Source organism: Streptomyces sp. NPDC034099, from assembly GCF_055575415.1.
In genome coordinates, this window is sequence record NZ_JBVISR010000013.1 from 34158 (window position 1) to 56042 (window position 21885).

Genomic DNA, 21885 nt, shown 5'->3' on the forward strand with positions numbered 1-21885 from the left:
TCAACGCGGCCCGGCCGCTGCTCCCGCCCCCTCCTCGGCCTCGCTCGCCGCCCCGGCCGTCGCCCCGCCCAGCGCGCTCTCCGCGGCCGCGTAGAGGTCGGCCGGGCGTACCCCGTTCAGCGCCGTGACCAGGTGGCCGTCGGGCCGCACCAGCAGCACCGTGTGCGCCGCGGCACCGGGATAGCTCTCGGTGACCAGCAACTCGGCACGGTGGGGCAGCGCCGTCACGGCGGCCGCCAGCCGGGGCATGATCCCGGCCGTCACCCAGTGCTTGCGCTCCCACACCCCGGTACCCGGCGCGATCAGCACCACCAGCAGCGCCCCGCACCCCAGCCGGTCGCGCAGCCGTACGAAGGTGCCGTCCTCCGCCGTGACCCGCACATCGGTGACCGGCGTCCCGGGCGGTGTGCCCACGGGCACCTCACCGGCGAGGTTCTCGGGCGCGAGGGGCGAGTCGGCGTACGTCCCCGGCGCGCCCAGCGTCCCTCGTCCGAGGTGACCGTCCGTCAGCAGCGCGTCGTTGCCGCGGGCCGCGCCGGGGACGTAGGACCGCAGTCCGCCGCCGCCGCGCAGCAGCGGGAGCACTTGGTCGGCGGCGCGCAGCCGAGCGGCGATCGCGGACCGCCGCTCCTCCTGGTAGCTGTCCAGCAGCGCCTCGCGCGGCCCGTGGTGGTAGGCCAGGGCCAGTTTCCAGGCGAGGTTGTCGGCGTCGAGCAGCCCCTCCTCGAGGCCCTGCGTGCCCAACGAGCCCAGCAGGTGCGCCGCGTCCCCGGCGAGCAGCACGCGGCCCACCCGCCAGCGGCGGGCGAGGCGGTGGTGGACCGTGTGGACGCCGGTGTCGAGGAGCTCGTACGCCGGGGTCGAGCCCTCGGCCCATCCGGTGAGGGTCTCGCGGACCCGGTTCACCAGCAGTTCGGGCGTGACCAGGTCCTTGCCGGGCGGCAGCAGCCAGTCCAGGCGCCACACGCCGTCCGGCAGGGGGCGGCCGACCACCTCACCGGCCCACGGACCGGTCGTCCGCCACGGCGGCATGCGGTGGAGCAGCGCCTCGTCGGCCCACGGGAGTTCGGTGCGCAGGGCGGCGACGGCGTATCGTTCCACCGCCGTACGGCCGGGGAAGCGGATGTCCTGGAGTTTGCGGACGGTGGAGCGGGGGCCGTCGCAGCCGACCAGGTAACTGCCGCGCCACCAGGTGCCGGCCGGGCCGCGGGTGTGGGCCGTGACGCCGGACTTCTCCTGCTCGATGCCGTCCAGCCGGCTGTCCACGGCGATCCTGACCAGCCGTTCACGCGTGAGCGCCGTGCGCAGGGCGCCGGTCAGCTCGTGCTGGGCGATGTGCAGGGGCGCCGGATCGGCGTCGCCGAACACGACCTCGCGCGTCACCTGCTTGCGCCGCACCGACCGCCATCCGGCCCAACGCGAACCCAGCCCCGTCAGCGGTGTGCCGGTCAGCCGCTCGACGAGCGCGACGGCCTCCTCGCGCAGGACGACGGTGCGCGCGGGTCGCGGTTCGTCCTTGCCCGGCCCCTCGTCGAGGACGACACAGGGCACCTCCTGCCGCGCCAGCGCCAGGGCGAGCGTGAGCCCGACGGGCCCCGCTCCGGTGATGATCACCGGGTCCACGGTGCGGCGCCCCCTGCCCGTGGCGGTGTCCCGGGGGACGTGGGTGAACAGGACATTGGAGCAGGGTGCACGGTCACAGAACGTATGCAACCTATTGCCGCTGCTTGCGTCAAGCGACGGAGGCCGTGGCGATCACGCCACGGCCTCCGTCGATGGTCATACGAGATGACTGTGTGTCAGATGTGTTAGATCTTGCCGACCGTTCCGGCGTCGGCGGTCTCGACGTCGTCCGCACGGAGCACCGCACCGGTCGACTTCTTCCCCCGCCGCAGCCGGCGCTCCAGCCAGCTCGCGAAGCTCGTGAGGGCGAAGTTGAGCGCGATGTAGATCACGGCGACCACGGTGTAGCTGGCGATCACGTTGGCGCCGTAGTAGCCGCTCATCGTGTTGGCCGACGCGAGCAGTTCGGGGAAGGTGAGGATGGCGCCGCCGAGCGCGGTGTCCTTGAGGATCACGACGAGCTGGCTGACGATGGCCGGCAGCATCGCCGTGACTGCCTGCGGCAGCAGGATCAGCCGCATGACCTGGCCCTTGCGCAGCCCGATCGCCATCGCGCCCTCCGCCTGCCCCCTGGGGAGGGCCAGGATGCCGGACCGGACGATCTCGGCGAGGACGGAGGCGTTGTACAGCACCAGGCCGGTGACGACGGCGTAGAGCGGACGGTCGTCCGAGCTGACGTTCGTGTACTCCGCGAACAGCGCGAGACCGAAGATCATCAGGACCAGCACGGGGATGGACCGGAAGAACTCGACCACGACCGCGGCCGGTATCCGGACCCACTTGTGGTCGGAGAGCCGGGCGATGCCCAGTGCCGCGCCGAGCGGCAGGGCGATGACCACCGCGAGGACCGCGGCCTTCAGCGTGTTCTGCAGACCCGGCCAGATGTACGTCGACCACGCTTCGGTGCCGGTGAAGAAGGGCTTCCACAGCGCCCACTCCAGCTGACCCTTGTCGTCGAGGGTGCTGAACACCCACCACAGCACGGCGGCGAGGACGACCAGGAAGACGACCGTGAAGAGGATGTTCCGACGCTTGGCGCGGGGGCCCTGGGCGTCGTAGAGGATCGAGCTCATCGCTTCACCGCAACCTTCTTGCCCACCCAGCCGAGGATCAGGCCGGTCGGCAGCGTCAACACCACGAACACGAGAGCGATGACCGCGGAGATGAGCAGCAGCTGAGCCTCGTTCTCGATCATCTCCTTCATCAGCAGCGCCGTTTCCGCCACACCGATGGCGGCGGCGACCGTGGTGTTCTTGATCAGCGCGATCAGCACGTTCGCCAGCGGAACGACGGACGAGCGGAACGCCTGCGGCAGAACCACCAGCCGGAGCACCTGGCCGAAGCTCAGGCCGAGGGCCCGGGCCGCTTCCGCCTGGCCGACCGGCACCGTGTTGATGCCGGAGCGCAGCGCCTCACACACGAATGACGACGTGTAGAGGATCAGGCCCAGGACGGCGAGCCGGAAGTTGATCGTCTCGAAGTCGTTCCCCCCGCCGAGGGTGACCCCCAAGGTCTGGTTCAGTCCCAGCGACGCGAACAGAATGATCACGGTCAGCGGGATGTTCCGCACGATGTTCACGTACGCGGTTCCGAAAGCGCGCATCAACGGAACCGGGCCGACCCGCATGGCGGCCAGCATGGTGCCCCAGATCAGGGAACCGATGGCCGAGAGCACAGCAAGCTGCACTGTCGTCCAGACGGCACCCGCCAGGTCGTAATCCTGAAGAAAGTCGAACACGATCTCCCGCGCTTCCGCGTGTAGGGATGCCCGCCCCGGCGCGCCGCCCCTGCCGTGGGGCGGCGCACCTCGTCAGGCCCGGCCTCAGCTCTTGATGTCGCCGATCTTCGGCGCCGGCTCGTTCTTGTAGTTGGCCGGGCCGAAGTTGTCCTTGACGGCCTTGTCCCACGTCTTGTCCGCGACCATCTCCTCAAGGGCCTTGTTGATCTTGTCCTTGAGGTCGCTGCCCTTCTTGACGCCGATGCCGTAGTTCTCGTTCGTCAGCTTGAAGCCGCCGAGCTTGAACTTGCCCTTGAACTGCGCCTGGGAGGCGTAACCGGCGAGGATCGAGTCGTCCGTGGTCAGCGCGTCGATGGCACCGTTCTGCAGGCCGGGCAGGCAGGCCGAGTACGTCGGGTACGGCTGCAGCTGCGCCTTGGGGGCCAGCTTGTCCTTGATGTTCTGGGCCGAGGTCGAACCGGTGACCGAGCAGAGCTTCGCGTTGTTCAGGTCCTCCGGCGACTTGATCTTGTCGTCGTCGGCACGGAGCAGCACGTCCTGGTGCGCGAGCAGGTAGGGGCCGGCGAAGTCGACCTTCTCCTGGCGCTGCGGGGTGATCGAGTAGGTGGCGGCGATGAAGTCGACGTCACCGCGCTGCAGCATGGTCTCGCGGTCGGCGCTCTTCGACTCCTTCCACTCGATCTGGTCCTCGGTGTAGCCGAGCTTCTTGGCGACGTACGTGGCGACGTCCACGTCGAAGCCCGCGTAGCCGTCCGGGGTCTTCTGGCCGAGGCCGGGCTGGTCGAACTTGATGCCGATGGTGATCTTCTTGCCGTCACCACCACCGGACGAGCCGCTGTCCTTGTCGTCGCCACCGCACGCGGTGGCGGTCAGGGCGAGGGCGAGCACGGCGGCCGAGGCGGCGGAGACCTTGCGAAGCTTCATGGTGAACATCCTTTGGCTGTGATCGAGCTGCGATCGGACGATCAGAGGATCAGGCGATCAGATGCGGCCGCCGGGGGCGGGCCGCCGGTGCGGCCGGCGCGGGGCGCCGGAGCCGCTCCGAAGTCTCAGTGGTGCAGGATCTTCGACAGGAAGTCCTTGGCACGGTCGCTGCGCGGATTGCTGAAGAACTGGTCCGGCGTCGCCTCTTCGACGATGCGGCCGTCCGCCATGAACACGACGCGATTGGCGGCCGAGCGGGCGAAGCCCATCTCGTGCGTGACCACGATCATGGTCATCCCGTCCTCGGCGAGCTGCTTCATGACCTCCAGGACCTCGTTGATCATCTCGGGGTCGAGGGCCGACGTCGGCTCGTCGAAGAGCATGACCTTCGGGTCCATGGCCAGCGCACGCGCGATGGCGACGCGCTGCTGCTGACCACCGGAGAGCTGTGCGGGGTACTTGTCCGCCTGGGCGCCCACGCCGACCCGGTCGAGCAGGGCGCGGGCCTTCTCCTCGGCCTTCTTGGCGTCGACCTTGCGGACCTTGACCTGGCCCAGCGTCACGTTCTCGAGCACCGTCTTGTGCGCGAAGAGGTTGAACGACTGGAAGACCATGCCGACGTCGGCACGCAGCCTGGCCAGCTCCTTGCCCTCGGCCGGCAGCGGCTTGCCGTCGATCGTGATCGAACCGTCGTCGATGGTCTCCAGACGGTTGATGGTGCGGCACAGGGTGGACTTACCGGACCCCGAGGGTCCGATGACCACGACGACCTCGCCGCGGTGGATCGTCAGGTCGATGTCCTGGAGTACGTGCAACGCGCCGAAGTGCTTGTTGACACTCTTCAGGACGACCAGATCGCCGGTCCCAGCCTTGTCTTCCTTGGCCACCGATACTTCGGTCATCGCTCTCGGGCTCCGTCCTCCTGGGTTTCGCAGGACAGTAGTGACCCGGGACACGCCGCGTCTCTACATCTGAGCGAGATCTGAGCATCACGATCCGATAGCAATCGGACACGAGTCGTAGCACTTATGAGCTGGGCACATATCGGCCGGATAACTTCGAGCGGCCGCACCCCGAAGCCTCTTGACGCCGTCCCCCTCCATCGGCGTCACTGCACAGGGCGCACGCGCGCGTGCCCGTCCCCGACCCGTCCCGATTTCTACCCGTCCCGAGCGTACGGCCGATGAACCGAAGGGAGCCCGGATGAGACTGCTGCTCGTCGAGGACGACAACCACGTGGCCGCCGCCCTGTCCGCGATCCTGGCTCGGCACGGCTTCGACGTCACCCACGCGCGCAGCGGCGAGGAGGCGCTCCAGGCGCTCGTCCCCGAGGTCGACGGCTTCGGCGTCGTCCTGCTCGACCTGGGGCTGCCCGACCAGGACGGCTACGAGGTCTGCGGCAAGATCCGCAAGCGCACCAGCACTCCGGTCATCATGGTCACCGCGCGCTCCGACGTGCGCTCCCGCATCCACGGCCTCAACCTCGGCGCCGACGACTACGTGGTCAAGCCGTACGACACCGGGGAACTGCTCGCCCGGATCCACGCCGTCAGCCGGCGCACCGTGCACGAGGAGGCCACCGGGAGCACGGAGACCGTCGTCCGCCTCGGCGCCGTGCGTATCGAGCTGCCGACACGCCAGGTCAGCGTGGACGGTTCGGTCGTCCAACTCACGCGCAAGGAGTTCGATCTGCTCGCCCTGCTCGCCCAGCGCCCCGGTGTGGTCTTCCGCCGTGAGCAGATCATCAGCGAGGTCTGGCGCACCAGCTGGGAGGGGACCGGGCGCACCCTGGAGGTGCACGTCGCCTCCCTGCGGTCCAAGCTGCACATGCCCGCGCTGATCGAGACCGTCCGCGGCGTCGGCTACCGCCTCGTCGCCCCCACCGCCTAGCGGGGCCGGGTGAGCACACGCCTGCTCCCGCTGCTCATCGTCCTGATGGCGGCCGTACTGCTCGCGCTGGGCGTCCCGCTCGGCGTCAGCGTCGCCCGCGCGGAGCAGCAGAAGGTCGTCATCGACCGCATCGACGACACGGCACGCTTCGCCGCGCTCGCCCAGTTCGTCACCGAGGACGGGACGGGCGGCTCACGCCAGACCGACACGGACGAGCGGCTGGCGACCCTGCAGACCGAGCTGACCAGCTACTACGAGGTCTACGGCATCAAGGCGGGCGTCTTCTACCGCAACCACATCCCGATGGCCAACGCGCCCACCACGTGGTTCCTGCCGCAGACCGGAGAGGTCCGCGACTCCTTCGACGAGGCGCTGCTCAGCCGCCGCAGCCACGACCCCGCGCAGGTGTGGCCCTGGCAGGACGGCAGGCTCGTGGTGGCCTCGCCGGTCATCCGGGACGGAGACGTGGTCGCCGTCGTCGTCACCGAGTCGCCGACCGACTCGATGCGCTCGGGGACCCTGCGCGGCTGGCTGGTCATCGGCGCCGGGGAGGTCGCCGCGATGCTGCTCGCCGTCGGTGCCGCACTGCGGCTGACCGGCTGGGTGCTCAGGCCGGTGCGGGTGCTCGACGCCACCACCCACGACATCGCCACCGGGCGGCTCAAGTCCCGGGTGGCGCCGTCCGGGGGCCCGCCCGAGCTCAGACGCCTGGCCCGGTCGTTCAACGAGATGGCCGACCACGTGGAGGACGTGCTGGAGCAGCAGCGCGCCTTCGTCGCCGACGCCTCGCACCAGCTGCGCAACCCGCTCGCCGCACTCCTGCTGCGCATCGAGCTGCTCGCCCTGGAACTGCCCGAGGGCAACGCGGAGATCGCCTCCGTCCAGACCGAGGGCAAACGCCTCGCCCAGGTCCTGGACGACCTGCTCGACCTGGCGCTGGCCGAGCACAGCCAGGCCGACCTGAAGGTCACCGACATCGGCTCGCTGGCCGCCGAGCGGGTGGCGGCCTGGGCGCCGACGGCCGAGGCCAAGGGCGTACGGCTGGTCGGCGACTGCCCGCCGACCACGGGCTGGGCCGACCCGGTGAGCCTGTCGAGTGCCCTGGACGCGGTCATCGACAACGCGGTGAAGTTCACGCCGCGCGGCGAGACCGTCCGGGTCGGGGTGTCCTCCACGGGGGCCGCCGCCACCGTCGTCGTCACCGACAACGGTCCCGGACTCACCGACGAGGAGCTCGCGCGCGTGGGCGACCGCTTCTGGCGCAGCGGCCGTCACCAGAACGTCAAGGGCTCGGGCCTCGGCCTGTCCATCTGCCGGGCACTGCTCGCGGCGGGCGACGGCTCGATCTCCTTCGGCCACCACGAGCCGCACGGACTGGAGGTCACGGTCACCGTGCCCAGAACCGGCACGGCACCGACGGAGCAGCGGCAGCCGCGGTCCTAGGGCTTGACCGACCGGTAGTAGCGTCGGGCGCCCTCGTGCAGCTCCAGCGGGTCGGTGTATATCGCGGTGCGCAGGTCCACCAGCTGGGCGGAGTGCACGTGCGCGCCGATGCCGTCGCGGCTGTCGAGCACGGTCCGGGTCAGCCACTCGGTGAGCCGCGGATCGACGTCCGCGCGGGTCATCAGCAGGTTGGACACCGCCATCGTCGGCACCACCGCGCCGTTCTGGACCGTGGGGTAGGCCGACTCCGGCATGTTGGTGGTGCGGTAGTAGCGGGTCGCGCCGCCCGACTCGTGCAGCTTGGTCACCAGGTCGGCGCCGATCGGTACGAACCGGAAGGCGGAGCTCTCCGCAATCTTCTTGAGGCCGTCCGTCGGCACGCCGCCGGACCAGAAGAACGCGTCCAGCTCCTCGCCGAGCCGCCCGGGGCCGGTGTCGATCCCGTCCGCCCGGGGCGTGATGTCCGTCTCCGGGTCGATGCCCACGGCCTTCAGCAGCCGGGTCGCGATCAGCCGCACCCCCGAGTTGGGCAGCCCGATGGCCACCCGCTTGCCGCGCAGGTCGGCCACCGACTGGATGTCCGAGTCGATCGGCACGACCAGCTGCACGTAGTCGTCGTAGAGCCGGGTGACCCCGCGCAGTTCCTCGGCACCCGGGTTGCCGGCCAGTTTGTACGTCTCGACCGCGTCGGCCGCGGCGATGGTGAAGTCGGCCTTCCCGGACGCCACCCGCTCGACGTTCTCCTGCGAGCCCGCGCTGGTGATCAGCCGCACGTCCAGGTCCGGCATGTCCTTGCGCAGCTCGGCGCGCAGCAGCTCGCCGTACTTCTGGTAGACGCCCGCGCGGGTGCCCGTGCTGAACGTGATCGTCCCGCTCGGTGGCTTCTCGCCCAGCGGCAGCAGCCACCACAGCAGCAGCCCGAGCACGACGGCACCGGCGACCGCGCCCTGGACGGCCCGGTGCCTGCCGATACGGGAGAGCAGCGTGGACATGGGGGCGATCCTGCCAGGCGGCACCCGCACTGACCAGGGCCGGGCTCACACGGCGGCACCACGGCACCGCGCGGCACCCCGGCACCGGGAGCGCGGACGCCGCCGGCACCGGGGTCAGTCGCCGACCGACGCCTCCGCCTCCGCCGCCCGGGGCGCCCCCTCGGCGGGGCCGGGACGGTCGGGGTTGTCGCGGGGCCGGAAGAGGCGCATCGCCAGCGGCTCGGTGAAGCGCGCGGTGAGGGGGCCGAGGACGACCAGGATGAGGACGTACGCCGTGGCCAGCGGCCCCAGGGACGGCTCGATGCCGGCCGAGACCGCGAGGCCCGCGATGACGATGGAGAACTCGCCGCGCGCCACCAGCGCGCCGCCCGCCCGCCACCGGCCCTTGACGGAGATCCCGGCCCGCCGCGCCGCCCAGTACCCGGTGGCGATCTTCGTCACGGCGGTCAGCAGGGCCAGCGCGAGCGCGGGCAGCAGGACCGGCGGAATGCTGGCCGGGTCCGTGTGCAGGCCGAAGAAGACGAAGAAGACCGCCGCGAACAGGTCCCGCAGCGGGCTCAGCAGCGTGTGCGCGCCCTCCGCGACCTCCCCGGACAGCGCGATGCCCACCAGGAAGGCGCCCACCGCGGCCGACACCTGGAGCTGCTGTGCGACACCGGCGACGAGGATCGTCAGGCCGAGCACCACCAGGAGCAGCTTCTCGGGGTCGTCGCTGGAGACGAAACGGGAGATGAGCCGGCCGTAGCGCACCGCCACGAACAGCACCAGCCCCGCCGCGGCCAGCGCGACCGCCAGGGTGATGCTCCCGGTCATCAGACCGGCACCGGCGACCAGGGCCGTGACGATGGGCAGGTACACCGCCATCGCCAGGTCCTCCAGGACCAGCACACTGAGGATCACCGGCGTCTCGCGGTTGCCGACCCGGCCCAGGTCGCCGAGGACCTTCGCGATCACACCGGACGACGAGATCCACGTCACGCCGGCCAGCACCACGGCGGCCACCGGACCCCAGCCCATCAGCAGCGCGGCCACCGCGCCCGGCACCGCGTTGAGCGCGCAGTCGACGAGGCCGGCCGGATAGTGGGACTTGAGGTTGGTGACCAGGTCGCTCGCCGTGTACTCCAGGCCCAGCATCAGCAGCAGGAGGATGACGCCGATCTCGGCGCCGGTCGCGACGAACTCCTCGCTCGCGCCGAGCGGGAGCAGGCCGCCCTCGCCGAAGGCCAGACCGGCCAGCAGGTACAGCGGGATGGGGGACAGGCGGTAACGGCCGGCGAACCGGCCGAGGAGCCCGAGCCCCAGGATGATGGAACCGAACTCGATCAGCAGAACCGCGGAGTGCACCGGCTCACTCCTGCCCGAGTATCGCCGCGGCGGCGTCGACGCCCTCACGGGTGCCGATGACGATCAAGGTGTCACCACCCACGAGCCGGAAGTCCGGGGCCGGCGAGGGAATCGCCTCGGCCCGCCGCAGCACCGCCACGATCGAGGCTCCCGTGTCGGTCCGCATCCGGGTGTCGCCCAGCAGCCGTCCGTTCCAGCGGGAGGTGGCGGCCACCTCGACCCGCTCGGCGACCAGCCCCAGATCGGTGGTGTAGAGCAGGCTCGCGCTGTGGTGGGAGGGCTTCAGCGCGTCGATCAGCGCGCCCGCCTCGGGGCCGCTCAGCCGCAGCGAGTGGGCACAGGAATCGGGGTCGTCGGACCGGTACACGTTCACCGTGCGGGCGCCGTCGCGGTGGGCCACCACCGACAGGTGGCGGTGTTCGCGGGTCACCAGGTCGTACTGGACCCCGATACCCGGGAGCGGCGTCGCCCTCAGGCGTGGAGCTGACACGTGCTTTCCCCTCATTCGTCCTGCGCTGGCTGCCGCGTCGCTCGCTGCCCTTCGCTGCGTCTGCGCACGTGGGTGCCGTGCTCGCGACCTCGCCATGCTGCCATCCGCACGTACGGTGGCGATATGGGTGTCGTGACGGATATACGCAGCCGGTCGCGGTCGGCGAAGCTAGCCGCGGGGGTGTCGTGCGAGCGGGCCGGGAGGAGCGGAAAGAGCAACGTGTCGCTGTTCTGGCGGATCTTCTCGCTCAACGCCGCCGGCCTGGTCGTCGCCACCGCACTGCTGCTGGGACCGGTCACCGTGTCGACCCCCGTGCTGGCCGGGGAGGCCCTCGTCCTGCTGGCGGGCCTCGCGGCCCTGCTGATCGGCAACGCGGTCGTCCTGCGCATCGGACTCACCCCGCTGCACCGGCTGGGCCGGGCCATGTCCACCGCCGACCTGCTGGTGCCCGGGACCCGGCCCACGGTCTCCGGACCGGCCGAGGCGGCGCAGCTGATCGCGACGTACAACACGATGCTGGACCGGCTCCAGGCCGAACGCGCCGCCGGTGCCGGCCGGGCGCTGGAGGCCCAGGAACGCGAACGGCACCGCATCGCGCGCGAACTCCACGACGAGGTCGGCCAGACCCTCACCGCCGTCCTCCTCCAGCTCAAGCGCGTCGCCGACCGCGTCCCCGGGGACCTGCGCGACGAGGTGACCCTGGCCCAGGAGGCCACCCGGGCCGGGCTCGACGAGATCCGCCGCATCGCGCGCCGCCTGCGCCCCGGCGTCCTGGAGGAACTCGGCCTGGCCAGCGCCCTGCGCTCGCTCGCCGCCGAGTTCACCCACCACGGACTGACCGTCCAGCACCAGATCCCCGGTGACCTGCCCCCGCTCGCCCCGGAGGTCGAACTCGTGCTCTACCGGGTCGCCCAGGAAGGCCTGACGAACACCGCCCGCCACGCCTTGGCCGCCCGCGCCGCGCTCACGCTGCGCCCGCTGCCGCCGTCCGAGGGCGGCGGTGTCGAACTGCTCGTCCGCGACGACGGCACCGGCCTCGGCACGGCCGCCGAGGGCGCCGGCATCCGCGGGATGCGGGAGCGGGCCCTGCTGATAGGAGCCGACATCCACTTCCAGCCCGCCCCCGGAGGGGGCACCGACGTACGCCTGCGCGTCCCCGCGCCGCCCGGGGACCGTTCCGCAGACCGAACCGGAGACAGCCCCTGATGTCCCAACGGCCCCCGATCCGCGTCCTGCTCGCCGACGACCACACCCTCGTACGCCGCGGAGTCCGCCTCATCCTGGACGGCGAACCCGATCTGACGGTGGTCGCCGAGGCCGGTGACGGTGCCGAAGCGGTCGCGGCCGCGCGGGCCACCGAGGTCGACCTGGCCGTCCTGGACGTCGCCATGCCCCGCATGACCGGCCTCCAGGCGGCCCGCGAACTCTCCCGCCGCCTGCCCGAGCTGCGCATCCTGATCCTGACCATGTACGACAACGAGCAGTACTTCTTCGAGGCCCTCAAGGCGGGCGCCTGCGGATACGTCCTCAAGTCCGTCGCCGACCGCGACCTGGTCGAGGCGTGCCGGGCCGCGGTGCGCGACGAGCCCTTCATCTACCCCGGCGCCGAACGGGCCCTCGTCCGCTCCTATCTCGAACGCGTGCAGGGCGGCGGCGGCCTGCCCGAGCGGCCGATCACCGAGCGCGAGGAGGAGATCCTCAAGCTCGTCGCCGAGGGCCACACCTCCAAGGAGATCGGCGAGCTGCTGTTCATCAGCGCCAAGACCGTCGAACGCCACCGCGCGAACCTCCTGCAGAAGCTCGGCGTCCGCGACCGGCTGGAACTCACCCGGTACGCGATCCGCGCGGGGCTCATCGAGCCGTGAGCCCCGCACCCGGCGCCCGCACCGGCGGTCAGCAGCCGATCGGCGCGGAACCGACGGCCACGTCGTCGAACCACAGGGTGTCGTCACCCGTCGCGTAGCTCTCCCAGCCCAGTCGCAGCGAGGTCGGCCGGGGCGCGCTGCCGTGGGCGAGCCACTGCTGGTCGACGTCCTGCGTCGGCACCCCGTCGGCGTGCAGGCCCGGGACCTGCTCGTCGCCGAGCCAGGTGTCCAGGTGGCCGGCCGAGGTGTCGACCGCGAACCGCAGGCACTGCCAGCCGTCCTTCGGCAGCGGCCTGCTCAGCGCGACCCCGGCCGGGCTCTGCGCGGGCAGGGTGGCGTCGTCGCTCTCCCGGTTCCACTGCAGCGCGCCGTTCTGGCCGCCCACGCGCAGCGCCCGGCCGCCCTGCGCCGAGTCCGGCATCGACACGAAGGTGACGTGCGAGGTGGGCAGCGCGGTGGTGTGCCGGACCCACATGCGCACGTACAGCACGGGGCCGACCGACGACAGGTCCGCGGCATGGGCGACGAAGGCGTGGTTGCAGTAGCCGGCCCGGCCGTCCACGCGCAGCGACCTGCCGCCCGCGTGCGACACCGCCGAGTCGACGGCGACCGTGCCCGTGCCCTGGCAGTCGGGCGCGGTGAACCGCCAGTCGCCGGACGGCTCGGGGCCGGCCTGGTCCTCGAAGCCCGAGCAGATCACGGCGTCCCCGCACTCCGCGGAGGGCGGCGGAGTGGTGGGGGGAGGCGTGGTCGGCGGTGGCGTGCTGGGCGGTGGCGTGCTGGTCGGCGGTGTCCCGCCGTCGCCGCCGCAGGAGGAGCCGTTGAGCGCGAAGTCGTCCGGCGCGGGGTCGGCGGACCGCCAGGTCCCCTGCACTCCGAACTCGGCGGTGCCGCCGGTGGACAGCGCGCCGTTCCAGTCCGCGTTGACGGCGACGACGGACGCGCCGGTCTGCGTGACGGCCGCGTTCCACGCCGACGTCACCTGCTGATCGCCGGTGTAGGTCCAGGTCAGACGCCAGTCGTTCACCGCGGGGCCGAGATTGGTGACCCGCACCCGGGCGGTGTAGCCGCCCGCCCACGCGTCGACGGTGTAGTCGACCCGGCAGGCGGCCGCCGCCGCACCGCTCGCGGGCATGGCCACCAGGACCGACACCACCAGCGCCACGGCGGCCAACGCCGCGGTCCAGGGCCGGCGCAGTAATCGGAGAACTCGGGTGCGCACAGGGTGCCTCCAGTGCGGGAGAGGGGACGCGTGAGCGCCACACCACATATGGGAGCGCTCCCACAACAGGAGAGCGGGTCTGACGGTGTACTGTCAATATGTGCGCGGCACTGGGCGCGATCGTGACCGCCTACTCTTGTTGCCATGAGCAGCATCGACCGGAGCCAGGCAGTGGGCGGCACGCGCACCTACGAAGTACGCACCTACGGGTGCCAGATGAACGTCCACGACTCCGAGCGATTGTCCGGTCTGCTGGAAGACGCGGGCTACGTCCGCGCCCCCGAGGGCGCCGACGGCGACGCGGACGTCGTCGTCTTCAACACCTGCGCCGTACGGGAGAACGCCGACAACAAGCTGTACGGCAACCTCGGCCACCTCGCCCCCAAGAAGGCGAGCCGCCCCGGCATGCAGATCGCGGTCGGCGGCTGCCTGGCGCAGAAGGACCGCGACACCATCGTGAAGCGGGCCCCCTGGGTGGACGTCGTCTTCGGCACCCACAACATCGGCAAGCTCCCGGTGCTGCTGGAGCGCGCCCGCGTGCAAGAGGAGGCGCAGGTCGAGATCGCCGAGTCCCTGGAGGCGTTCCCGTCCACGCTGCCCACCCGGCGCGAGAGCGCGTACGCGGCCTGGGTGTCCATCTCGGTCGGCTGCAACAACACCTGCACCTTCTGCATCGTCCCGGCGCTGCGCGGCAAGGAGAAGGACCGCCGGCCCGGCGACATCCTCGCCGAGGTCGAGGCCCTGGTCGCCGAGGGCGTCAGCGAGATCACCCTGCTCGGGCAGAACGTCAACGCCTACGGCTCCGACATCGGCGACCGCGAGGCGTTCAGCAAGCTGCTGCGCGCCTGCGGGAACATCGACGGTCTGGAGCGCGTCCGCTTCACCTCCCCGCACCCGCGCGACTTCACCGACGACGTCATCGCCGCCATGGCCGAGACGCCGAACGTGATGCCGCAGTTGCACATGCCGCTCCAGTCCGGATCCGACCCGGTGCTCAAGGCGATGCGCCGCTCCTACCGCCAGGAGCGCTACCTCGGCATCATCGAGAAGGTGCGGGCCGCCATCCCGCACGCCGCGATCACCACCGACATCATCGTGGGCTTCCCGGGCGAGACCGAGGAGGACTTCGAGCAGACCCTGCACGTGGTGCGCGAGGCCCGGTTCGCCCAGGCCTTCACCTTCCAGTACTCCAAGCGGCCCGGGACCCCGGCCGCCGAGATGGACGGCCAGATCCCCAAGGCGGTCGTCCAGGAGCGCTACGAGCGCCTGGTCGCCCTCCAGGAGGAGATCTCCTGGGAGGAGAACAAGAAGCAGGTCGGCCGCACCCTGGAGCTGATGGTCGCCGAGGGCGAGGGCCGCAAGGACGGCGCCACCCACCGCCTCTCCGGCCGCGCCCCCGACAACCGCCTGGTGCACTTCACCAAGCCCGACCAGGAGGTCCGCCCCGGCGACGTGGTGACGGTCGAGGTCACCTACGCCGCCCCGCACCACCTCCTCGCCGAGGGCACGGTGCTCGACGTGCGCCGCACGCGCGCGGGCGACGCCTGGGAGAAGCGCAATACGGCGGAGCAGGCCAAGCCGGCCGGTGTGCTCCTCGGCCTGCCGAAGATCGGCGTCCCCGAGCCCCAGCCGGCCGTGGCGAGCGGCTGCGGCTGCGACTGACCGCGGGGGCTGCCGCAGGGGGCGGCGGTACGGGGATACGCTGCCGATCATGCTTGTCGCCGCCGCCGTCTGCCCCTGTCCGCCGCTCCTCGTACCGGAGGTCGCGGCGGGTGCCGCGCCCGAGCTGGACGCCGCGCGCGTCGCGTGCAGGGACGCGCTGGGCGTGCTCGCCGCGTCCCGGCCCGACCGGCTTGTGGTCGTCGGGCCCGCCGACTCCGCCGGGCCCGAGGTCTACCCGCAGGGCGCGCGGGGCTCCTTCCGCGGCTTCGGCGTGGACCTGGACGTGTACCTGGGCGCCGACAGCGGCGACGCGGACGGGACCGAGCTGCCCTACGGGTTCGCCGTGGGCGCCTGGCTGCTCGGGCGGACCGACTGGACCGGTGTCCCCGTCGACGGCATCGGTGTGGGGGACGCGCTGTCCGCCGAGCGCTGCGCCGCCCTCGGCCGGGACATCGCCGCGCGGGCCGGGCGGACGGCGCTGCTGGTGCTGGGCGACGCCAGCGCGTGCCGCTCACTGAAGGCGCCCGGCTACCTCGACGAGCGGGCGGCGCCCTTCGACGCGGAGGTGGGCCGCGCCCTGGGAGCGGCGGAACCGGCCGCGCTCGCCGCGCTGGACGTCGTACTGGCCCGCGAGCTCAAGGTGTCCGGCCGGGCGCCCTGGCAGGTCCTCGCGGGCGCGGCCGGGGACACGGACCTCGTCGGCACCCTGCTGTACGAGGACGCGCCCTACGGGGTCGGGTACGTCGCGGCCGCCTGGTCATGACGACCAGGCGGCAACCCGCCCGCGGGCGGCCACGGATCCGGTTCCCCGGGCCGCCCTGAGCCGGTCCGAGCCGGTCTGCTGTGCAGTCCGCGGACGGCCCGGAGCCGATCCACCGTTCCGGCTCCGAGGCCGTCCCACGACGAGGCCGTCCCACGACGGTGTGCGCCCGGTCAGGACGCCGGGGGCGGTCCCGCCGGAGGGGGGCCGCCGGGCGTGTCGCCGTCTCCTTCCCTGCCCTTGTCGTCCTTGTGCGCGAGGCGGTCCATGGCGCCCTTGGCCTTGCCCGTGCCCGTCTGGATCCGGTCGCTGTACTTGCCCTTGGTCCGCTCGTCGACGGTCCGCGCCATCTTGTCGAGACCGTGGTCGATCTTGTCGCCGTGCTGCTGCGCGAGGTCGGAGACCTTGCCCTTCGCCGGTTCGAGTCTGGCCTTCAAGTTGTCCAGGAGACCCATGGTTCGCCTTCCCTCACGGGGCAGTCAGGTGCGGGCGCCCTTGTCGGCCTCGTTGTCGACGGCCTCCCCGGCGGACTGCTGCTTGGGGATGCCGACGCTCTCCGAGTCGCCGGACTCGGCGGCGGCCCCGTCGGCTTCGTCGGTCACCGCCGTGTTCCGGGGGCCCGCCTCGGCCGTCTCCACGGCCTCGGTCGCCTTCACCTCCGCCGCGCCCTCGGTGTCCGGGGTGCCGGTCCGCGTCTCCGCGGCCGACGTCTCCTCGGTGTTCTTCGACCTCCGAAAAAGCCGTGCAAAAACGCCCATATCAACTCCATACGTTACTCGTGCGGGCGAAATCCCGCGGCATCCGGTGCGTCCGTTTGCGTGGCCGGGGCCATGACCCGGTGGTCCGGGGAGCGGGAACCTCGCAACGGGCAACGACCCCGGACGCGGACCGTCACGTAACTCGTTCGAGGGCGAGGTGAGAGGTTTGCGAGACTGGTGCGGTGAGCAGCGCACCCCCCGCCCCCCGCGTCATCGCCGTAGTCGGACCCACCGCGGCCGGAAAGTCCGATCTGGGCGTCTTCCTGGCCGAGCGACTCGGCGGTGAGGTCGTCAACGCCGACTCCATGCAGCTCTACCGTGGGATGGACATCGGCACCGCCAAGCTGACGCCCGAGGAACGCGGTGGCGTACCGCACCACCTGCTGGACATCTGGGACGTGACGGTCACCGCGTCCGTCGCCGAGTACCAGCGTCTCGCGCGGGAGCGGATCGACGCGCTGCTCGGCGAGGGGCGCTGGCCGGTCCTGGTCGGCGGTTCCGGTCTCTACGTCCGCGGAGCCGTCGACAACCTGGAGTTCCCCGGCACCGACCCCGAGATCAGGGCCCGCCTGGAGGGGGAACTCGAACTGCGCGGCTCCGGTGCGCTGCACGCCCGACTGGCCGCCGCCGACCCGGAGGCGGCGCGGGCCATCCTGCCCAGCAACGGGCGCCGGATCGTGCGCGCCCTCGAGGTGATCGAGATCACCGGCAGGCCCTTCACCGCCAACCTCCCCGGTCACGACTCCGTCTACGACACCGTGCAGATCGGCGTCGACGTGGCGCGCCCCGAACTGGACGAGCGCATCGCCCTGCGCGTCGACCGGATGTGGGAGGCCGGTCTGGTCGACGAGGTCCGGGCGCTGGAGGCGCGGGGGTTGCGCGAGGGGCGTACGGCGTCGCGCGCGCTCGGCTACCAGCAGGTCCTCACGGCGCTCGCCGGTGAGTGCACGCTCGACGAGGCGCGCGCCGAGACCGTCCGTGCCACCAAGCGCTTCGCGCGCCGTCAGGATTCGTGGTTCAGGCGCGACCCGCGGGTGCATTGGCTGAGTGGGGGTGTGGCGGATCGCACGGAACTTCCGCAGCTCGCCCTGTCGTTGGTCGAACGACCGGTTACAGCCTGATCACGTGATGGCATCGGGACGCCCCGGCCGTCATCCGGGCCTTCGGAGGCGTGCCATCATCGAGCTTCGATCGACCGAGTGAGTCCTAGTTGGGAGGGCGCGTGGCGATGGAGGCCGGCCCTCGCGACACCGCACGGAGCACCGAGCACGGCACCGCCGACCCCGGCGGACCGGAGCCCGACGGCGGCGCCCTGAGCCCCGACGGCCCCGACGAGACGCCGGAGGGCGTCGCAGCCGACGGTCCCGCGCCCGACGAGATGTACGGGGACGAGGTCGAGGTCGAGCTGCGTCCCCAGCGGCGCCTGCGGATCTGGCAGCTCGCCCCCATCGTGTGCCTGGCCGCACTCGGCTCCCTGATGTTCGCCTTCCCGCTCGCCTTCGACTTCGGCGACAGCGGCGCCGTGATCGCGATGCTGGGCCTGCTGATCTGCTCCTGCGCGGCCGGCTGGGGCATGATGGCCGCCCGCCGGGTCGGATACACCTGGCCCGGCCTTCCCCAGCGCGGGTCGGGACGCCGTGCCGACTGGCGGACGATCCTCGTGTACGCCCTGGCGGTCGCCGCGGTCGTCGTCCTGGCCGTGTGGCGGGTCGCCCGCCTGCGGGGCTGACGGCGCCCTGCGCCCGGGGGCGTCCTCCGCCCCTCGTCGTCGTGCCGCGCCCACCCCGTACGATCGAGGAATGAGCACGCGGATCGCCTTCCTCAAGGGTCACGGCACCGAGAACGACTTCGTGATCGTTCCCGACCCGGAGAACACCGTCGACCTGCCGCCCGCCGCCGTCGCCGCCCTGTGCGACCGCCGCGCGGGGCTCGGCGGGGACGGACTGCTGCACGTGGTGCGGTCCGCGGCGCACCCCGAGGCCCGGGGCATGGCCGCCGAGGCGGAGTGGTTCATGGACTACCGCAACGGCGACGGCTCGGTCGCCGAGATGTGCGGCAACGGCGTGCGGGTCTTCGCGCGCTACCTCCAGCACGCCGGGTACGTCGGAGAAGGCGACCTCGCCGTGGCGACGCGCGGGGGAGTGAAGCGCGTGCACATCGCCAAGTCCGCCTCCGGGGGCGGCTCCGCCGCGGGCGACATCACGGTCGGCATGGGCCGCGCCCTGCTGCCCGAGGGAGACGTCGAGGTGAGCGTGGGCGAGCGCACCTGGCCCGCGCGGAACGTGAACATGGGCAACCCGCACGCGGTCGCCTTCGTCGCCGACCTCGCCCACGCCGGCGACCTGTACGCCCCGCCGTCCCACGCGCCCGCCGGCGCCTACCCGGACGGGGTCAACGTCGAGTTCGTGGTCGACCGGGGCCCCCGCCACGTCGCCATGCGCGTCCACGAGCGCGGCTCCGGTGAGACCCGCTCCTGCGGCACCGGCGCCTGTGCCGTCGCCGTCGCCGCCGCCCGCCGGGACGGTGCCGACCCGGCGGTCACCGGCACCCCGGCCACGTACACCGTCGACGTGCCCGGCGGCACCCTGGTGATCACCGAGCGTCCGGACGGCGAGATCGAGATGACCGGGGCCGCGGTGATCGTCGCGGAGGGCGAGTTCGACTCCGCCTGGCTGGAGGGGGTACGCGCCTGAACGAGGACCCGGTGACCATGGCCGAGGTGAACCACAGCCCGGTCCATGACACTCAGTACGAAAACGTAAACCCTCGGACCATCGCTCGAATGGGTGATCCGTTTCACGCTCGGCGAGAGGCGGTCGGCCGCACGTGATGGGCTCGATAGCATCAAGCACCGGCCCGGACGGGGGAACGACAGCATCCCCTGAGCCGTGTCCGCCCTGGGATTCCCCGTCCGCCGGTCCGCGCAGCCGGAGGTGCCCATGAATGCGGAGGCCGTGAACCCAGCGACCCCGGGCCCCGTGCCGCCCGCGGCCACCGGTGCCGTCACGCCGGCGCCCCGCAGGAAGGCCCGCCCCCGGATCGACCTGCGCCGGCTGGGCCGCGCCGCCCTGCTCGGTTCCGCCACCCGCAGCCGGGGCCTCCCCGACGCCATCGGCCACGTCGTCGAGGCCCACCGCGCCCACCACCCCGACGCCGACCTCGACCCGCTGCGCCGCGCCTACGTCCTGGCCGAGTCCTCGCACCGCGGCCAGATGCGCAAGAGCGGCGAGCCATACATCACCCACCCCCTCGCCGTCACCCTGATCCTCGCCGAACTCGGCGCGGAGACCACCACCCTGACCGCCTCGCTCCTGCACGACACCGTCGAGGACACCGAGGTGACCCTCGACCAGGTCGGCGAGGAGTTCGGCGCCGAGGTCCGCTACCTCGTCGACGGCGTCACCAAGCTGGAGAAGGTCGACTACGGCGCCGCCGCCGAACCCGAGACCTTCCGCAAGATGCTCCTCGCCACCGGCAACGACGTCCGCGTGATGTCGATCAAACTCGCCGACCGGCTGCACAACATGCGCACCCTCGGCGTCATGCGCCGCGAGAAGCAGGAACGCATCGCCAAGGTCACCCGCGATGTCCTCATCCCGCTCGCCGAACGGCTCGGCGTCCAGGCGCTCAAGTCCGAGCTGGAGGACCTCGTCTTCGCGGTCATGCACCCCGAGGAGTGCGCGCACACGCGGGAGCTGGTCCAGGAGAACGCCGCCCGCGCGGACGACCCGCTCACCGCGGTCGCCGACGAGGTGCGCGAGGTGCTGCGCGAGGCCGACATCCCGGCCGAAGTCCTCATCCGCCCGCGCCACTTCGTCTCCGTGCACCGCGTCTCCCGCAAGCGCGGCACACTCCGCGGCGCGGACTTCGGCCGCCTCCTGGTACTCGTCCAGGAGGACGCCGACTGCTACGCAGTCCTCGGTGAACTCCACACCTGTATGACGCCCGTCGTCTCGGAGTTCAAGGACTTCATCGCCGTCCCCAAGTTCAACCTCTACCAGTCGCTGCACACGGCGGTCGCCCGCGCGGAGGACGGCCAGGTCGTCGAAGTCCTCATCCGCACCCACCAGATGCACAAGGTCGCCGAAGCCGGTGTGGTCGCGCTCGGCAACCCGTACGCCCAGCCGTCCGAGGAGCAGAGCCCGGGCGACGGCGAGCGCGCCGACCCGACCCGGCCCGGCTGGCTGTCCCGGCTGCTCGACTGGCAGCGCGGCGCCCCCGACCCCGACACCTTCTGGTCCACCCTCCGCGCGGACCTCGCCCAGGACCGCGAGATCACCGTCTTCCGCCCCGACGGCGGCACCCTCGGCCTCCCCGAGGGCGCGACCTGCGTCGACGCCGCCTACGCCCAGTACGGCGAGGACGCGCACGCGACCATCGGCGCCCGGGTCAACGGCCGCCTGGCGACCATGAGCACGGTGCTGCGGGACGGCGACACCGTGCAGCTCCTGATGGGACAGGACCCCGCATCCGAGCCCTCCAGGGACTGGCTGGAGCACGCCCACACCCCCGCCGCGCGGATCGCCATCCAGCGGCGGCTCGCGGCCCATCCGGAACCGGCGCCCGAGGTCGAGGAGCCGGCCCGCGGCCCCGCCGCACCGGAGGCCCACCCCGATGCCCCACGCCCGCCCTCGGGTGCCGCACCCGCGCGCCCCGCCTCCGCCGACGTCCTCGTCGACCCTCCGGGCGCCAGCGTGCGGCTTGCGGGCTGCTGCACCCCCGTACCGCCGGACGAGATCACCGGCTTCGCCGTGCGCGGGGGAGTGGTGACCGTGCACCGCGCCCAGTGCGCCGTGGTGGCGCGTATGAAGGGCGCCGGGCGCGCGGAGGTAGGTGTGCGCTGGGGCGAGAGCACCGGATGCCGGGTGACCCTCCTCGCCGAATCGTTCGGCCGCCCGCACCTCCTGGCCGACCTCACCGAGGCCATGGCCCTCGAAGGCGCCGAGATCGTCTCCGCGACCGTCGAGCCACCCGACCGCCAGCGGGTCCGGCACAGCTACACCGTGGTGCTCCCGGACGCCGCCCGGCTGCCCGCCCTCATGCGGGCCATGCGCGACGTGGCCGGCGTGTACGACGTCAGCCGCGCCCAGCCGCAGCCGGCCGGCGCCTGAACCGGCACGCCGCGCGGGAACCCGTTCGGGTGTCCCGGGCGCGCGTCGTCGCCGCGGGGCAGG

General features: G+C 72.1%; 21 protein-coding genes. 10 read left to right on the top strand and 11 right to left on the bottom strand.

Annotated features, from left to right (window positions below):
* The 5 genes from ACZ56V_RS30995 to ACZ56V_RS31015 all read right to left on the bottom strand — a co-directional run bounded on the left by ACZ56V_RS30995 (nucleotide 1) and on the right by ACZ56V_RS31015 (nucleotide 5187).
* Nucleotides 1-1623, bottom strand: a complete 1623-nt coding sequence (locus tag ACZ56V_RS30995) for an FAD-dependent monooxygenase (RefSeq protein WP_468946891.1) — start codon at nucleotides 1621-1623, stop codon at nucleotides 1-3.
* Nucleotides 1624-1808: 185 nt separating this feature from the next.
* Nucleotides 1809-2696 (bottom strand): amino acid ABC transporter permease, encoded by an 888-nt coding sequence (locus ACZ56V_RS31000; RefSeq protein ID WP_398915240.1) that lies wholly within the window; start codon nucleotides 2694-2696, stop codon nucleotides 1809-1811.
* Nucleotides 2693-3361 (bottom strand): amino acid ABC transporter permease, encoded by a 669-nt coding sequence (locus tag ACZ56V_RS31005; RefSeq protein WP_356362652.1) that lies wholly within the window; start codon nucleotides 3359-3361, stop codon nucleotides 2693-2695. The genes ACZ56V_RS31000 and ACZ56V_RS31005 overlap by 4 nt, the downstream gene beginning before the upstream one ends.
* A gap of 84 nt (nucleotides 3362-3445) precedes the next feature.
* Nucleotides 3446-4285, bottom strand: coding sequence for a glutamate ABC transporter substrate-binding protein (locus ACZ56V_RS31010; protein WP_356362654.1), 840 nt, complete (start codon nucleotides 4283-4285; stop codon nucleotides 3446-3448).
* Between the two features lie 125 nt (nucleotides 4286-4410).
* The gene (locus tag ACZ56V_RS31015) at nucleotides 4411-5187 is read right to left on the bottom strand and encodes an amino acid ABC transporter ATP-binding protein (RefSeq protein ID WP_356362655.1); all 777 of its coding nucleotides are present in this window, start codon (nucleotides 5185-5187) and stop codon (nucleotides 4411-4413) included.
* Between the two features lie 301 nt (nucleotides 5188-5488).
* On the opposite strand from ACZ56V_RS31015, the gene ACZ56V_RS31020 reads away from it, so the two are divergent.
* Complete coding sequence (locus ACZ56V_RS31020) at nucleotides 5489-6175, top strand: response regulator transcription factor (RefSeq protein ID WP_052840170.1); 687 nt, start codon at nucleotides 5489-5491, stop codon at nucleotides 6173-6175.
* 9 nt (nucleotides 6176-6184) lie between these two features.
* A complete protein-coding gene (locus ACZ56V_RS31025; protein WP_468946897.1) occupies nucleotides 6185-7618 on the top strand; it encodes a HAMP domain-containing sensor histidine kinase in 1434 nt (477 codons plus the stop codon).
* On the opposite strand, the gene ACZ56V_RS31030 is transcribed toward ACZ56V_RS31025, so the two are convergent.
* From ACZ56V_RS31030 to ACZ56V_RS31040, 3 genes are all read right to left on the bottom strand, one after another.
* Entirely contained in the window at nucleotides 7615-8610 is a 996-nt protein-coding gene (locus ACZ56V_RS31030; RefSeq protein WP_398915235.1) for a TAXI family TRAP transporter solute-binding subunit, read from the bottom strand. The two genes, ACZ56V_RS31025 and ACZ56V_RS31030, sit on opposite strands and share 4 nt — an antisense overlap.
* A 114-nt stretch (nucleotides 8611-8724) precedes the next feature.
* Nucleotides 8725-9954 carry a cation:proton antiporter gene (locus tag ACZ56V_RS31035; protein WP_398915234.1) on the bottom strand — a complete coding sequence of 410 codons (1230 nt, stop codon included), beginning with the start codon at nucleotides 9952-9954 and terminating at the stop codon, nucleotides 8725-8727.
* Nucleotides 9955-9958: 4 nt separating this feature from the next.
* Nucleotides 9959-10444: a cation:proton antiporter regulatory subunit gene (locus ACZ56V_RS31040; RefSeq protein WP_052840162.1), complete on the bottom strand. Its 486-nt coding sequence runs from the start codon at nucleotides 10442-10444 to the stop codon at nucleotides 9959-9961.
* A 123-nt stretch (nucleotides 10445-10567) separates the two neighbouring features.
* Between ACZ56V_RS31040 and ACZ56V_RS31045 the strand changes: the two genes are divergently transcribed.
* Both ACZ56V_RS31045 and ACZ56V_RS31050 read left to right on the top strand, forming a co-directional pair.
* A complete protein-coding gene (locus ACZ56V_RS31045; protein ID WP_398915231.1) occupies nucleotides 10568-11650 on the top strand; it encodes a HAMP domain-containing sensor histidine kinase in 1083 nt (360 codons plus the stop codon).
* Entirely contained in the window at nucleotides 11650-12309 is a 660-nt protein-coding gene (locus ACZ56V_RS31050) for a response regulator transcription factor (protein WP_356362669.1), read from the top strand. The genes ACZ56V_RS31045 and ACZ56V_RS31050 overlap by 1 nt, the downstream gene beginning before the upstream one ends.
* A 28-nt stretch (nucleotides 12310-12337) precedes the next feature.
* Here the strand turns inward: ACZ56V_RS31050 and ACZ56V_RS31055 are convergent, their stop codons facing one another.
* On the bottom strand, nucleotides 12338-13531 hold the full coding sequence (locus tag ACZ56V_RS31055; RefSeq protein ID WP_468946902.1) for a cellulose-binding domain-containing protein: 1194 nt from the start codon (nucleotides 13529-13531) through the stop codon (nucleotides 12338-12340).
* Between the two features lie 144 nt (nucleotides 13532-13675).
* Here ACZ56V_RS31055 and miaB point away from each other — a divergent pair, with 144 nt between their 5' ends.
* Nucleotides 13676-15193: a tRNA (N6-isopentenyl adenosine(37)-C2)-methylthiotransferase MiaB gene (miaB, locus tag ACZ56V_RS31060; RefSeq protein ID WP_398915227.1), complete on the top strand. Its 1518-nt coding sequence runs from the start codon at nucleotides 13676-13678 to the stop codon at nucleotides 15191-15193.
* A 49-nt stretch (nucleotides 15194-15242) separates the two neighbouring features.
* Nucleotides 15243-15956: a class III extradiol dioxygenase subunit B-like domain-containing protein gene (locus ACZ56V_RS31065; RefSeq protein ID WP_468946906.1), complete on the top strand. Its 714-nt coding sequence runs from the start codon at nucleotides 15243-15245 to the stop codon at nucleotides 15954-15956.
* 170 nt (nucleotides 15957-16126) lie between these two features.
* Here ACZ56V_RS31065 and ACZ56V_RS31070 read toward each other — a convergent pair whose 3' ends face one another.
* Both ACZ56V_RS31070 and ACZ56V_RS31075 read right to left on the bottom strand, forming a co-directional pair.
* A complete protein-coding gene (locus ACZ56V_RS31070) occupies nucleotides 16127-16408 on the bottom strand; it encodes an antitoxin (RefSeq protein ID WP_398915223.1) in 282 nt (93 codons plus the stop codon).
* 24 nt (nucleotides 16409-16432) lie between these two features.
* Nucleotides 16433-16711, bottom strand: a complete 279-nt coding sequence (locus tag ACZ56V_RS31075) for a hypothetical protein (RefSeq protein ID WP_398915221.1) — start codon at nucleotides 16709-16711, stop codon at nucleotides 16433-16435.
* A gap of 182 nt (nucleotides 16712-16893) precedes the next feature.
* On the opposite strand from ACZ56V_RS31075, the gene miaA reads away from it, so the two are divergent.
* From miaA to ACZ56V_RS31095, 4 genes are all read left to right on the top strand, one after another.
* Nucleotides 16894-17832 carry a tRNA (adenosine(37)-N6)-dimethylallyltransferase MiaA gene (gene miaA, locus ACZ56V_RS31080; protein ID WP_468946910.1) on the top strand — a complete coding sequence of 313 codons (939 nt, stop codon included), beginning with the start codon at nucleotides 16894-16896 and terminating at the stop codon, nucleotides 17830-17832.
* Nucleotides 17833-17939: 107 nt separating this feature from the next.
* Complete coding sequence (locus ACZ56V_RS31085; RefSeq protein WP_198601317.1) at nucleotides 17940-18440, top strand: hypothetical protein; 501 nt, start codon at nucleotides 17940-17942, stop codon at nucleotides 18438-18440.
* Between the two features lie 70 nt (nucleotides 18441-18510).
* Nucleotides 18511-19404 (top strand): diaminopimelate epimerase, encoded by an 894-nt coding sequence (dapF, locus tag ACZ56V_RS31090; RefSeq protein ID WP_468946912.1) that lies wholly within the window; start codon nucleotides 18511-18513, stop codon nucleotides 19402-19404.
* 246 nt (nucleotides 19405-19650) lie between these two features.
* The gene (locus ACZ56V_RS31095; RefSeq protein WP_468946915.1) at nucleotides 19651-21822 is read left to right on the top strand and encodes a RelA/SpoT family protein; all 2172 of its coding nucleotides are present in this window, start codon (nucleotides 19651-19653) and stop codon (nucleotides 21820-21822) included.
* Nucleotides 21823-21885 lie beyond the last annotated feature (63 nt).